Annotated in this window: 13 protein-coding genes; 7 read left to right on the forward strand and 6 right to left on the reverse strand. The window is 50.1% G+C overall.

Annotated elements, in window-relative coordinates; translation table 11 throughout:
• Positions 1–85 precede the first annotated feature (85 nt).
• Together EL645_RS36280 and EL645_RS36285 are read right to left on the reverse strand one after the other, a co-directional pair.
• A complete protein-coding gene (locus tag EL645_RS36280; RefSeq protein WP_136625356.1) occupies positions 86–472 on the reverse strand; it encodes a hypothetical protein in 387 nt (128 codons plus the stop codon).
• Positions 473–1,025: 553 nt separating this feature from the next.
• Positions 1,026–2,078, reverse strand: a complete 1,053-nt coding sequence (locus tag EL645_RS36285) for a class I SAM-dependent methyltransferase (protein WP_126557270.1) — start codon at positions 2,076–2,078, stop codon at positions 1,026–1,028.
• 330 nt (positions 2,079–2,408) lie between these two features.
• Between EL645_RS36285 and EL645_RS36290 the strand changes: the two genes are divergently transcribed.
• The 6 genes from EL645_RS36290 (at position 2,409) to EL645_RS36315 (ending at position 8,098) form a co-directional block, all read left to right on the forward strand.
• Entirely contained in the window at positions 2,409–3,224 is an 816-nt protein-coding gene (locus EL645_RS36290; RefSeq protein ID WP_126557271.1) for a multicopper oxidase domain-containing protein, read from the forward strand.
• 91 nt (positions 3,225–3,315) lie between these two features.
• The gene (locus tag EL645_RS36295; RefSeq protein WP_281276499.1) at positions 3,316–3,567 is read left to right on the forward strand and encodes a multicopper oxidase domain-containing protein; all 252 of its coding nucleotides are present in this window, start codon (positions 3,316–3,318) and stop codon (positions 3,565–3,567) included.
• Positions 3,568–3,792: 225 nt separating this feature from the next.
• Positions 3,793–4,077 carry a GIY-YIG nuclease family protein gene (locus EL645_RS36300; RefSeq protein ID WP_126557791.1) on the forward strand — a complete coding sequence of 95 codons (285 nt, stop codon included), beginning with the start codon at positions 3,793–3,795 and terminating at the stop codon, positions 4,075–4,077.
• Between the two features lie 97 nt (positions 4,078–4,174).
• Positions 4,175–5,473 (forward strand): mannosyltransferase family protein, encoded by a 1,299-nt coding sequence (locus tag EL645_RS36305; RefSeq protein ID WP_126557273.1) that lies wholly within the window; start codon positions 4,175–4,177, stop codon positions 5,471–5,473.
• 341 nt (positions 5,474–5,814) lie between these two features.
• Entirely contained in the window at positions 5,815–6,792 is a 978-nt protein-coding gene (locus EL645_RS36310; RefSeq protein ID WP_126557274.1) for a cytochrome P450, read from the forward strand.
• 91 nt (positions 6,793–6,883) lie between these two features.
• Positions 6,884–8,098 (forward strand): threonine synthase, encoded by a 1,215-nt coding sequence (locus EL645_RS36315; RefSeq protein WP_126557275.1) that lies wholly within the window; start codon positions 6,884–6,886, stop codon positions 8,096–8,098.
• Positions 8,099–8,297: 199 nt separating this feature from the next.
• Here the strand turns inward: EL645_RS36315 and EL645_RS36325 are convergent, their stop codons facing one another.
• On the reverse strand, positions 8,298–8,969 hold the full coding sequence (locus tag EL645_RS36325; protein ID WP_126557277.1) for a hypothetical protein: 672 nt from the start codon (positions 8,967–8,969) through the stop codon (positions 8,298–8,300).
• A 365-nt stretch (positions 8,970–9,334) separates the two neighbouring features.
• On the opposite strand from EL645_RS36325, the gene EL645_RS36330 reads away from it, so the two are divergent.
• Positions 9,335–10,369, forward strand: coding sequence for a Gfo/Idh/MocA family protein (locus EL645_RS36330; RefSeq protein WP_126557278.1), 1,035 nt, complete (start codon positions 9,335–9,337; stop codon positions 10,367–10,369).
• Positions 10,370–10,450: 81 nt separating this feature from the next.
• Here the strand turns inward: EL645_RS36330 and EL645_RS36335 are convergent, their stop codons facing one another.
• Genes EL645_RS36335 through EL645_RS36345 form a run of 3 tightly spaced genes read right to left on the reverse strand, consistent with a single transcriptional unit; the run spans position 10,451 to position 12,844 of the window.
• Complete coding sequence (locus EL645_RS36335) at positions 10,451–11,395, reverse strand: carbohydrate kinase family protein (protein ID WP_161977983.1); 945 nt, start codon at positions 11,393–11,395, stop codon at positions 10,451–10,453.
• Positions 11,343–12,644: a serine hydrolase domain-containing protein gene (locus EL645_RS36340; RefSeq protein ID WP_161977984.1), complete on the reverse strand. Its 1,302-nt coding sequence runs from the start codon at positions 12,642–12,644 to the stop codon at positions 11,343–11,345. The genes EL645_RS36335 and EL645_RS36340 overlap by 53 nt, the downstream gene beginning before the upstream one ends.
• Positions 12,590–12,844: a hypothetical protein gene (locus EL645_RS36345; RefSeq protein ID WP_126557281.1), complete on the reverse strand. Its 255-nt coding sequence runs from the start codon at positions 12,842–12,844 to the stop codon at positions 12,590–12,592. Before EL645_RS36345 ends, EL645_RS36340 begins: the two co-directional genes overlap by 55 nt.
• Positions 12,845–13,264: the final 420 nt, after the last annotated feature.

The following is a 13,264-nucleotide window of genomic DNA, read 5'->3' on the forward strand; positions in this document are numbered from 1 at the left end:
TCATCCTTTTAGAGGTAGCTCAATATAAAAAAAGAACGGCCCATCTATACTATAGATGAGTCGTTCAGGCTATTTGGAATACAGCCTAGGCAGGGATCAGAAGATCTGGAGTATCCAGGCTGCCCTGCAGATGTAAGCCCGTCGCATCCTGGCTCATGGATCTATATACGTGGTAGACAGCCCTGTGGCTGTTTGGACCAACGATAGTATAGGGAGAGACCTCATCAATAACCCAATGGTATGGTGCGTGACCGACAGACTCGAGTTTGTGTATCGTGCCAGCGTCTATGCCTGTTTGTCGATAGGTGAGAAACGCATGCTCACCTGATTGATAGGCTGCCCAGAAGCAATTTTCATTCTGGTCGGCGTCCGTGTTGGAGGGTACTGTACCGTTTATGCGTACATCGACCTCTCCACATGTTGTTGCTCGGCGTGCCGCTGAGACGCTTGTGGTGGATGCGAAGCAATACAAGGACAATGTTCCTACACATAGAATAACTAGCCCCACGATCAGGGCTTGTGGATATGCGAGGATTTTAGCTTATTCAGCGTTTTCTCCATGAAGCATTCCTTTCAGTCTGTATTCTCTTATTCATCTATTCTGCCAACAAGTAAGAGTAATACCTTCTTTCATTATACTGATGGGGCAATACATAGAGGTGTTGATTTTTATGTGTAAAAGTTATTTTGATGGCCTTTATATCTTTATTTAGTTGTTTTTTGTTATGTTCGGTTATTTCGCGTGGGTTTGCGGGCGGGCCCATCCGCGCCCGAATATGAGTCATACCGGATTTTTGAAAAATCCGAAAAACGGGTTTCGTGCTCCCAATGCGGGAGGCCCCTGCACCCCCAGTTTTGGAAACTTTTTCAAAAGTTAGGGATGACTCATATTTTGATGGAAGAAAACGAGGAAAATGTGAGGGGATCAGGGAAGGGGATAGAGAACAAGGGATTTGAATGTAAAAAACCTGCAAGCAGGTCTGCTTGCAGGTTGGGGTGGGGCTGCTGAAGCCTGGTGGTTGGTGTTAGCGTAGACGGGCGATGACGCCGTTATGAGCTTTGATGCGGCCATGTCTCAGGATATCAAAACCGTTCTCGTAGGCATATAAGCCGAGGTGTTTGACGTCCATTAATTCTCGATAAGCGAAGTTCATGATGTCCGCAAATAGCGTATAGAAGATTTTGGATTGCAGTTGTGCGCGTGGGGTGGTCATGATGGCGTATCCTCCTGGTTTGAGGAAGCGTCTATGCATATCCAGGGCTAAGGGCTTATATTCATCAGGAAAGTGCTCGATCAGACCAATGCTGACTACGATATCAAATTCCTTGCCATATTTAAGATCTCGAATGTCGGATACTTCAAAATCGATATTCATCTCGTCTCGATACCAGACTTTAGGGGCACCGGTGGCTGGATTTTCACCGAGAAAGGGATAGGCCTCGGGGAATTCGCCGAAGCGGTTGGTGCGGCAATAATCATCATAATCTACCAGCACTGCATGCCCACCAGGGTACATGGCCATCAATTGCATTGCTTCGTAGCCATCGGCGGCCCCCAGGAAGAGAACCTCTGGCTTTTCTACGTCCAACCCCTCAAAAAGGGCACGTTTACCACGGGGGTCCCAGATGGCGTCTTCGACGCGGTGAATCTTATTCCAGATACTGGTATGAATAATATCATCCACGGCTTCGAAGGCTTCATGCAATTGGAGGGTGCTCAGACTTTTCCCTAATGAGCCCAGGGCCTCTTTACGTTTGCTCAGGGCATCTTCATCAAAGAGACTCTGAAAAGAGCGGTTAAACATTTCCCAGGAGGTCTGTGGAGGAAGTTGCTGATCATGCTCTTTTTCCCAGCGTAGCTTTTCTTTCGACCAGCGTTCAACCCGATATGGACGCCCGATTTTTTCCCAGGAGAGCTTACTCCAATCAGAAACCGGATTGGCCTCATAAAAGACATCTTTGCTGTGGGTAGGCCTGAGATCCATACGATATGTTGGCAGTAGACGGGTCGTCCCGATATCTTGATCGGTGTATGGATGGGTTGGTTGAGATGTATGTGTATGTTGATAAACGTCCATCGTAAATCCCTTTCAAAAGCGGCTTCGCTGCCTGGACCCTCAAATATATGGTAGCAATACCAGATCTGCTTGATTGAAGTATGCTCGACTGTCTATCCATTGTCAAGTGGAACGTTTCATATTTCTGAAGCTGAAGAAAATCTACAAAAAAACTAGCATAACTGGATTTATGTCCATATCACTTTGGTTGTGATGCTTTTCTCCTTTGCTGTGACCCCTTTGTGATTCGCCTGCATTATTATCTGTTTTGTAGAGAGCAGGTAACGAGTTAAATCGCAAAAGTTATCTTCACTGCTTGAAAATTCATAATTACAGTACAGGAGAGAAGATATGCTAAATGTCCCAGATAAATCATCTGCAGATGAAAACACACCAATTTCTTTGGGTGCACAACGTTCTACGATAACTACAAACTCTGCCGTTCCACGGCCCCCGACGCGCAGGCGCCGCCAGGGCCCTGAATGGATCTTTTTTGGTTGTGTAATGGTGATGGTTGCGTTGTTGAGCTATGGGATTGGCGCCATGATGACCTTGAATCGTAACGATTCCTCCAGTTCCAGTAGCACCAGCACTTCCAACAGTTCCGGTGCAATGAATATGTCCGATTCCAGCTCTAGTTCATCCGATACCTCCAATGTACCGCTAGCAACGGTAAAATATGGTGACCAGCCAGCTGCTTATAAAATTGATAGTGATGGCGCCAAACATTTTACTTTGACCGCCGAACAGGTGATGTGGGAGGTGACCGCCGGGCATCGTGTGCTGGCCTGGAGTATTAATGGTATGGTTCCCGGACCAAAGATTACCGTTAATGCTGGCGACCATGTACGTGTTACGTTCATCAATCATTTTCCTACCGCGACAGCCGTACACTGGCATGGCCTTGAGGTCCCAACCGCTCAGGATGGCGTGCCAGGTCTTGGGCAGAAGCCGATTGAGCCTGGACAGACCTTTAACTTTGATTTCATGGTCAACAATCAGGATGTCGGTACTCACTGGTATCATAGCCATTATGATGATATGGAGCAGGAGACCAATGGTTTCTACGGCGCGTTTATCGTCAATCCACGTCCTGGTAGCCCGCAGCTTATCAAATCCGATGTTGAATACGATCAGTTTATCGGGCCATGGGCGGCTATTATGTGATCAATGGTAAGGCTTTCCCGGATACGCAGCCGATTGCTGTTAAACATGGTCAGAATGTGCATATACGCTTGATTGGGCCGACTCGAACAGCATCCATCCAATGCATATGCATGGTGGCTCGTTCCAGATTGTGGCTGAAGATGGGCATATGCTACCGCAGCCAATCACTAAAGATACCGTTCAGGTGGCTCCCGGTGAAACCTATGACCTGGTATTCAATGCCTGGGCTCCTCCGGGTAGTGTCTATCCCTTCCATTGCCACATCCTGGCCCACCTGATGAATCCGGGACAGACAGGAGAGGAAATGGGTGGCTTGATCACACTGATCGAGTATGCCAAGTAAGATACATACTCCATAGTGGAGAGCTGAGTAACGTTAAGACAATACAGCTTGCTTCTCTCCTTTCTGGCGACAAGGAAGAGGTTCACCCAATAAGGGTGGGTCTCTTCCTTGTTTTTGTTTATTGCTGTCTATATATCAGGTAGGAGACATGGTAGAATAAAGTCGCTTCTTGCCGTATCGATGCTATGGAATAATGAGAAATAGTAATTGTCTGTGAATTCTTCGTTGTATTATGTATATATTGTGCGTTGTGGTGATGGCACTCTTTATACCGGCTATACCACTAATATTGCGCGTCGCCTGGCTATGCACAATGCGGGCAAGGGAGCGCGCTATACACGTGCCCGTTTGCCTGTTGTCCTGGTGGCTAACTGGGAGTTCGCGTCTAAAAGTGAGGCGCTGCGTATTGAATATGCCTTGAAACGCTGGCCGCGCGTCCAAAAGTTGCGCCTGATTGAGAATCCCACCCTTATTACTCTGTTGATCAGTCCGCAGCCAGAGATCGAGTGACCCTGCTAGGAATTTCTTCCTTTTCCCTTTGCTTTATCTGCTAATACCTCTATAGTAGATTTGGTGTTTCTATATATGCCAATTAAAGAGACAATGGATGGGAATAGGAGAAGCCTTCTGCATGGAATCGTCGGATAGCAAAATTTCTATTGATATGGCGGCGGATGCGCCGCAAACCAATACGTTACCGCCTACAGTTGTACCTGAGACGCCGAGGAGCGAGATAGTGATTCTGGAGGCCTGGTGGCGGAAATGGTGGCATGCGTCTCTGCAGACGTTGCCGATGTATATTGCTCTGCATATTGTTTTTGGACTGACCAGTTGCTTTGCTGTCCTGTTTACGCAGCCAGATTTTACCCGTAAAGGGGTTCCCTTGTATATGGCCTGGCAATCCTGGTTTCGCTGGGACGCGACCCACTTTCGTACTATCGCGACCAGTGGTTATGATTGGCCATGGCGTACGGCTTTTTTTCCCTTCTATCCTCTTTGTGTGAAGGCCTTGATGGTGCTGACCCATTCTTCTGCTCTACGTGGTGAACTGGTGGTATCGAATCTGGCCTGTTTTGTACTCTTTGTGGTATTTTACCAGCTGGTCTGCGAGGACTTCGATGAGGAGCGGGCGCGGCGCGCGATGCTTTATCTCTGGCTCTTCCCTACCTCTTTTTTTCTGGTGGCACCTTATAATGAGTCGCTCTTTATTTGTTTTTCCCTGCTGTGTTTTTATCAGCTACGACACGGCAACTGGTGGCTGGCCGGTCTGTTTGGCTTCTTTGCCAGCCTGACGCGCTCTACAGGCCTTTTCCTCGTGCTTCCTTTCTGTTATGAGTATCTGCGCCAGCGTAAATTTTCCTTTGGATCGATTCGTGTGGATGTAGTGAGTATGATCCTGGTCCCGGCCGGTATTGGCGTGTTTGCGCTCTACTGTTACTATCGCTTTGGCGACCTGCTGGCGTTTTCACATGCCCAGGCTACGTGGGCTCATCATCTGCATGGACCCTGGCATGGCTTGATTGGCTCGATCAAGGCGATTATCATCAGCGATGGTATTTTAAGCTTCCAGTCGCAACGCAACTTGCTGGATCTGGTGCCTTCGTTGTTTATCTTGACGATGATTATTTTGAGCATGGTTGGACCCTGGCGTTTGCCGCGCACACACTGGTCCTATTGTCTGTATGCGGGTGCTGTGTATATCTTTTTACAGCTCTTTCCGGTTGGTGGCACAGGCCTGTTCCCGCTACAATCTCAGGCGCGCTATATGTTGGAGCTATTTCCGGCTTTTATTCTACTGGCGACTCTTGGTAAATATAAGCTCTTCAATCTCTATTATCCTTTGATTGCTGCCAGTATGCTGTTCTTCCTGTTGACCCAGTATCTAACGGGCCACTGGGTTCTCTAAGCAGGCGGGCGCATTTTTTTGCTACTACGGGGAATTCGTGGGTACAATAGTAGAGTGTGAAGCATGCATGACCAGGTTGTTACTATGGAAGGAAAGGTTGGATCAATGCAACTCCCGTCTTTTGTCAAGGATTTCACGCTTCCTCCGTTAGTGTGGCACCAGCAGATGCGTGAGTGGGGCGCGACTATGCGTGCAACTCAGCCCGTCTGGTTTGATGAGCTCAATGATAACTGGCGCATCTTTCGTTATGCTGACCATCTGCGTGTGCAGAATGATTACGCTACGTTTTCTTCGGCGCCAGCCCCTGATGAGGATGGGGGGCGTCTAATAGTATCATTGCCATGGACCCGCCGCGCCATCGGCAACTGCGTTCCCTGGTCACTCAGGCTTTTTCGGCCCGCACCATTGCTCAATTGGCACCACGCATCGAGGAGATCGCGAGTGAGTTGTTGCAGCCTGCATTGGCGCAAGGACGTTTGGATGTGGTTACGCAACTGGCGATTCCGCTACCAATTTTTGTGATTGCCGATATGCTGGGTTTCCCACGCGATAACTGGCAGGCGATCAAGCAGTGGACGGACTCAATGTTGTCTGATGCTTCGCTTGGTGAGGATGATGGACCCGAAGATGTGGAAATGGCGTTGACCCAGGCTCAAGTGATCGGTATGTATGAAATTATGGCGCGTACCATCGATGAGCGGCGTCGACATCCACGGCAAGATATTTTGAGCTTGCTCCTGGCTGCCGAAGTGGATGGTAGGCATCTGAGTGACGATGAGCTTTATGCTTTCTTTATCACTTTGTTGGTGGCAGGCAATATTACAACCACCCAGTTGATTGGAAATGCTATCCTCTGCTTTGACCAATATCCTGCGGCCTGGGAACAACTGCGCCAGGACCCATCGCTGGTGCCGGGCGCGATCGAGGAGGTTCTGCGTTGTCTACCTCCTAATCGTGGTACTGGCGGTGATCGTTCGATCATTGGTGGGCGTATGGCCACCAGCGATGTACAACTGGGTGATCAATTGATTCGCAAAGGGCAGGTTGTGCGCGTTACAACTATCTCGGCCAATTTTGATGAGGCTCAGTTTCCTGATCCTTTGCGCTTTGATATCCTGCGTAACCCCAATCGTCACCTTTCTTTTGGCCATGGCATTCATTTCTGTCTGGGCGCGCCCCTGGCTCGTCTGGAGGCTAAGGTTGTTCTTGAAACCATGTTGCGCCTGATGCCTGACTGGCAGCGTGCAACGGATGTACCATTAAAACAAATTCGCAATAACATTGTCTTTGGAGTGCAAAGCCTGCCGATTATTGTTTGATCGTTGACAGGCGGCAGATAGGCTCTACATATTGTTCATCTTAAACAGTATGTAGAGCCTTATCCATCATGATTAGATAAAGGTGATTACATTGTCTTTTAGCTTTCTATCCCATCTGGAATGTCCTCGTTGTCACACACAGTATGATGCGGATACACAGGCCCATTTCTGTACCTGTGGTTCACCATTACTGGCACGCTATGACCTGGCTGCGGCCAGAGAGCAATTTAGTAAAGAGATGCTGCAACAGCGTGAACCCTCTCTCTGGCGTTATCATGAGCTGTTGCCGGTACGTTCGCCTGAGCATGTCGTGACCCTTGGTGAAGGGATGACCCCGTTGCTGCCTCTGGACCGCCTTGGCAAGAAACTGGATCTGAACCATCTATATGTCAAGGATGAAGGGGTGATCCCAACTGGCTCATTTAAGGCACGTGGCGCGGCGGTCGGGGTGTCGCGAGCCAAAGAACTTGGGGTGCAGGTACTGGCGATGCCAACCAATGGCAATGCCGGTGGAGCCTGGGCCACCTATTCTGCCCGCGCTGGACTCGATGCGTATGTGGTGATGCCTGAGGGTGCGCCATTGATTACCCGTAATGAATGCGCGATCAGCGGTGCCCATCTTTTCCTGGTGAATGGCCTGATCAGTGATGCCGGAGCTATCGTGGGGCGTGCCGTTAAGACCCATGGCTGGTATGATGCTTCCACGCTCAAAGAGCCGTATCGGATTGAAGGCAAAAAGACAATGGGCTATGAACTGGCCGAACAATTCCAGTGGAATGTGCCGGATGTTATCCTGTATCCAACTGGTGGTGGCGTTGGTATTATCGGTATCTACAAGGCGCTGCGTGAATTGCAGGAAATGGGCTGGATCGGTGAGCGGCTGCCACGCCTGGTTGCGGTCCAGGCAACGGGCTGCGCCCCGATCGTCAAAGCCTGGCAGGAAGGGCAGGACGTTTCCGAACTCTGGAAAGGTTCCAGCACGATTGCCTTTGGCATCAATGTACCAAAGGCCCTGGGTGATTTCCTGGTTCTGGACGCTGTACGCAGCACCAATGGCTATGCTTTGGCCGTTGACGATGATGAGCTACTCCATGCCCAGGCTGAGCTGGCCAGCAACGAGGGACTCTTTGTCTGTCCTGAGGGGGCCGCTACGCTGGTTGCCGCACACAAATTACGCGAGCAGGGCTGGATTAAGGCCGATGAGCGTGTCGTCCTTCTCAACACGGGCAGCGGCATCAAATATCCCAACACCGTTCAGGTCTCAGTCCCCTTGCTGCAGCCTCAGGATGAACTGCCCGTGGCTTGATACATCTTTCTGCTAGCTATCTATCTTCTTGCTGACCGGATGGTCTGGCCATACTTTTCTGTACGGCCAAGTACAGCTTGTGAGAGGCTGGCCGTTTGTGCTGGCAAGAGGATAGCGATGGCCAGTAGCGCTAATGAGATAAAGAGTAAGATGCCTGTGATATTGCTTAGCGAGGGCAGGAAGATGAAGGCCTGGCTGATCAGGTTGAGGCCCGCGCAGATGATGAGTATGTAGCTGATGAGGCGTGGGAACGTTCTGGTTTGCAACAGCGCCAGCCCGAATAGTATACAGCCAAAGGTGAGCGGACCACCCGTAAAGAAGAAGTGTCCCCAATGCGTGATGGTGGCAAAGGGGGGAGATGGAATTGAGCCAGGGCTTTGTTGACAATGTCCATGCCGCTGAGCTGCGGAACCTGAACTGAGGGGATATCCGAGCCGCTGGTACTCTGTCCAAATAATCCCGAAATGCCATTTTTGATGGTGTTTAGTCCGTTGGAGGTCGTGTTGGTCACGTTTTGTGCGGTGTTCCCTGCGGTATTGATGGCTGTTGTAATACTTTGCGCCATACCTAAGAGCATCGGCACTAATATTGCATTTACGGCGATGACCCCAATTATAAACACCAATCCCCCAATAAAGAGTAGCCCGGAAGCAAGCATCCCTAGCAGGTTGATATCATCCGATAGCTGCGCATACATATTGAAGCCATAGATAAAAATGAGGGTCCCCAATGCCACCAGGATCATTGGAAGAAACCAGCCGCCCTGCGTCGGATCGTTATTTCCGAGATTTAGTGCCTCACCAGCTAGTGCTAGCAGGCTTCCTAGCAGTAATAAGATTGCTCCGATGCGCAATTTCACTTGACGTAACATGTTATGCCCCTCTGTGTAGAGTCATTGCATCTACTCGTTTGCTTGATCAATAACGCAAAAGCTGTTCTGTCAGCAATTATCTAACGTTGATAATACATGGTTTTTGGGCATCAGGTAATATTTTGTGGATTTTATGACTTCTTTCTGCATGCTTGTGGAAGTACAAAGACCAGTGAAGCTATATTTCACATGTTTGAACGGGACATCTGCTGATATGGTGAAGCTCTCTATCATAGTGATTGGTGATTTTTTTATGGTAAACTTCTTTTTATGATGCAGCAGGCATTGAGCAGGAGTAGTTGGTTGCGACTACTCCTTTATTTCACCTCTTGAATTATGAGTGTAGAAGGATATGGAGGTCTTTTATGGTACGTATTATTCTGGTTGGCCTGGGTGGATGTGGACGTCACTGGGTCAAAAATATCTATCCACAACAGCAAGAGGCACAACTGGTAGCTTATGTTGATGCAAGCCCGGAGTCGTTACTGCGGGCGCGCCAGGACCTGGCCCTTCCGGAGGAGCTTTGTTTTGGTTCTCTGGAGCAGGCCCTGGAACAGGTAGGTTGCGATGCGGTACAGATAGCGACTACGCTGCCAACGCATATTCCGCTGGCGCTTACCGCGTTGCGCGCTGGTAAGCATGTGTTGCTGGAGAAGCCATTTGCCCCTACCCTGGAGGAGGCGCGTGAGGCCATCGCGGTGGCTGAGCAGCAGGGGAAATTGTTAATGATCAATCAAAACTATCGCTATTCTGCTGCCGTCTATCAGGTCAAACAACTGATTCAGGACGCGTATTTTGGTCCGGTGGGTACCGTGGCGGTTGATTTCAGGCGCTATGCCAATGCCGCTCCCCGGGGCAGTAATCGCCATTATGAGCTCTGGCAGCCCCTGCTGGTTGATATGGCGATTCACCATTTTGACCTGATGCGTTTTATCCTGGATCAAGAGCCACAATCTATTTCCTGTCAAACCTGGAATCCTCCGTATAGTAATTTTGTGGAGCCTCCGGCTGGTAGTGCGCTCATTCAGTTTGATGGTGGCGCAGTCGTCAGTTATCGTGGCAGCTGGGTCAGCACGGCACCTGAGACTACCTGGAGCGGTGATTGGCGTCTGGAGTGTCTTGAGGGTGTGATTTCCTGGCGCAGTCGTGGATATGATCAGGCTGATGAGGTGATTATTCAGCCGCGTGGTAAGAAACCATTGGCGCTCAAGGTTGATGCTCTGGCCTTTGAGGATTGGGGTGGCAGTTTGCAGGCCTTTGTCCAGGCTTTACAGACCGGTACAGAGCCGGCCTGTGCCGCACGGCATAATATCCATACCCTGGCCTTTATGCTGGCTGCGGTTGAGTCTTCGACCAGCGGGAAGGTGGTTCAAGTTCAAGCCGGGCCGGAAACGATGTAGTTGTGGCTTAGCACGCGCTTGTTTTTGTCTCGATGGAGAGAGCGAGCTACTATTCTCGTTCTCTCCAATTATTGTATTTGCTTATTGAGCGCTATGCTGGGCCAGGAATTGCTCTACCTCTGAACGAGCTGGAGGGTCCGCGCCCTCGCGTAGACAGTTGAGGGCGGCGGCGGCGGCGGCGAAGCGCAGCATGTTATGTTGTTCTTCGTCACTGATGCCAGCCAGGGCCTCGTGGGTGAGGATCTGTTGGTCGGCCAGGTAGGTCAGCAGGCCGGCGCAAAAGGTATCGCCGGCACCAATGGTATCGGTTACATCGACCTTAAAGCCTGGTAGCTGAAGCGGTATCCCACCTTTGCGCATGGCGATGGCCCCTTCGGCTCCGCGCGTGATCACAACCAGGGCCGGAACCTGCCGGGCAAGCTGCTGGAGGGCGGTTTCAATTGATAGGTTGGGCGTTAGCCAGGCCAGGTCTGCATCACTCAGTTTGAGAAGGTCCGTAAGGCCAATTAGTTTCTGCAGCAGGGCACGGTAGCCTGCTTCGTCATTGACCAGCGAGGGTCGTATATTGGGGTCCAGTGAAAGCAGTGCCTGTCCTTTCATGCGCTCAAAGGTCTTGAGGACCGTTTCGGGGGTGGTGCCACGTAGCAAGCTGACCGATCCGATCTGCAGGATCGCGGTATCCGTAAATAATGTGTCTGGCACGTCGTCCGGCGTCATCAGGGCATCGGCGGTCCCTTCGCCATAAAAATCAAAGGTGGCCTGTCCTGCCTCCATGGCCACAAATGCTAGCGTGCTGTGTGCCTCGGCGGTCGTCAGATAGCGCGTATCGATATTGTTTTGTTCGATATAGGCCCGCAAGCGGCGCCCAAAATAATCATTCCCGATCTTGCTGGCAAAGGCGCTGGGCTGACCCAGGCGTGCTACTCCGACCGCGATATTTAAAGGTGAGCCAGCTGGATAGGCTCTGAACTCATCATTCGGACCTTTCCTGGGAAGTGGTAATAAATCGATCAGACATTCGCCCATACACGTGATGAATCTTCTCATACAGTTGAATCCTTCTAGCAAGAGCATCCTTGCTACCAATAGACATTTTTTTCTTTACTATAACACCGTTGTGCGTGGCTGTGTGGAACAATATGCCAGGCACGCTTATGAGCATAATAATGCTGGCCGCGAAGATACTATTGTTGAGGATCGTTATGGGGTTATGGCTTTTTTTCGGCCAGGGATAAATGGCGTGGTCGATTTGTGAATCGGCATCATTTCTGGTTGTTCTGACTCCAATTCCCTGGATGATAGCCTTTGCCAGCTCATTGGCTGGATTTGTGCCATCGGGAGCAATATAAAGATTGGTGAGAACAATGACTGAGATTTTTGTGCTAGGCTGGTAGGCGGCAAAGCTGCTATAGCCGGGCGTTGAGCCGTTATGGCCTAGCAAGCTTGTAAAATTAGCGATGGCCAGCCCGTAGCGCGCCGAGCCGTTAATTGATAGCCAGTTGAGGCGTTCTTTTTGGAGGATTGGCGTCAATAGAGAACCTGTAGCAAGGGCTTTGACCCAGATTTTTAGATCCTCCAGCTTAGAAATTACACCTCCCGAGGTCCATGAGAATGAATGGTTAAGTTGCGTTACATTCCTGGGTTGGCGATCTAGATCATCAATCCTGATGGCCCCATCGGGGGTTAGATGAGGTCGGACTGATTGTACATTTTTGCCATACATGTAGCCCTGTGAGTATGGTTGGGGCATACCGGGTTGTTGCTGTGTTGGCAGGTATGTATTGTTCATGCCCAGCGGCTGAAAAATTCTTTGTTGTAGCACCGTTTCAACTGGCTTATGTGTGATGCGTTCGATTAGTTGACCCAGGATGATAAAGTTGGTACTTGAATTGTGATATTGCTGGCCAGGAGGTGAATAGGGGGCATGGCGCATACTGATAGAGACTAATTCGCCAGGTGACCAGATCTTGTTGGGATCTTGATCTAATGTTTGTCGGAATGAGCGGTCCTCTACATAGTCAAATAGACCGCTGGTCATATGCAGCAGTTGGCGAATCGTGATTGCCTGTCCATTCTTGATGTTTGGCAGATAGTGTTGAATTGGATCATCGAGTTGGATCTTTTTCTCCTGTACTAATTGTAAAATGACGGTACCTACCATTGTCTTGGTGATACTACCGATACGCATATGATCTTTCACACTTATTGGCGAGTTTGTTTTTAGATTATTGGTACCCAGAGCTGTCTCCCACGTTCCTTTGCCTGGCACATCCACATAAATAATCGCCCGGGCACACGCATCTGTTTTTGTTTCGCGCTAATTAAGGGCCGAAGTTTATCAGCAAATGCTGGTACCGGTGGGCGGTCCGATATCGAGGCTGCCTGTACGCTGGCGCCAATTGGGAAGCTCACAAATATGAGGGTGAGCCAGAGGACGATCAGTAGCTTGCGTATGTGCATGTGCGGCGTTTCCATAGAGCATTTCCTTTGAGTTATATGCGGAGTGCTGCTATCGGAGGCATAAACTCTTAGACACAACAAATAGAGCGGTATCTTTATTATCATGCTCTAACACGTTTGCCGATTTATGTTGGTGACATACTGTAAAGCTATACTACTGGCTGGGTTGAGATGACAGCAAAAACACGATCTGTACGTGCGGTTCTTGCCCCAATACCGTTGAGAGAAGAAAAGCTCAAACATGGTGATTGCGATCGGACGACAAGCCCCCTCCCTTTCCTTGAGCATCCAGGCAACAAGAAAAGCGATGTCATAGGTTCGGGCCTCAGCGCCCGATTGCCGCCCCGGTAGGGCGGCCCGGTCTCCTCGCCGCTCGGTCTCTCGTCACCGACACCTCGACCCACGCGGTGCCCAAACGCATGGTCCGTGTGTGGG

It is taken from the genome of Dictyobacter kobayashii, from assembly GCF_003967555.1.
GTDB classification, from domain to species: Bacteria; Chloroflexota; Ktedonobacteria; order Ktedonobacterales; family Ktedonobacteraceae; genus Dictyobacter; species Dictyobacter kobayashii.

Coding starts and splice junctions, on each gene's coding strand:
- EL645_RS36285 (WP_126557270.1), bottom strand. CDS start 2,078: ATGGACGTTTATCAACATACACATACATCTCAACCAACCCATCCATAC.
- EL645_RS36290 (WP_126557271.1), top strand. CDS start 2,409: ATGCTAAATGTCCCAGATAAATCATCTGCAGATGAAAACACACCAATT.
- EL645_RS36305 (WP_126557273.1), top strand. CDS start 4,175: ATGGGAATAGGAGAAGCCTTCTGCATGGAATCGTCGGATAGCAAAATT.
- EL645_RS36310 (WP_126557274.1), top strand. CDS start 5,815: ATGGACCCGCCGCGCCATCGGCAACTGCGTTCCCTGGTCACTCAGGCT.
- EL645_RS36325 (WP_126557277.1), bottom strand. CDS start 8,969: ATGTTACGTCAAGTGAAATTGCGCATCGGAGCAATCTTATTACTGCTA.
- EL645_RS36330 (WP_126557278.1), top strand. CDS start 9,335: ATGGTACGTATTATTCTGGTTGGCCTGGGTGGATGTGGACGTCACTGG.
- EL645_RS36335 (WP_161977983.1), bottom strand. CDS start 11,395: ATGGGCGAATGTCTGATCGATTTATTACCACTTCCCAGGAAAGGTCCG.
- EL645_RS36345 (WP_126557281.1), bottom strand. CDS start 12,844: ATGGAAACGCCGCACATGCACATACGCAAGCTACTGATCGTCCTCTGG.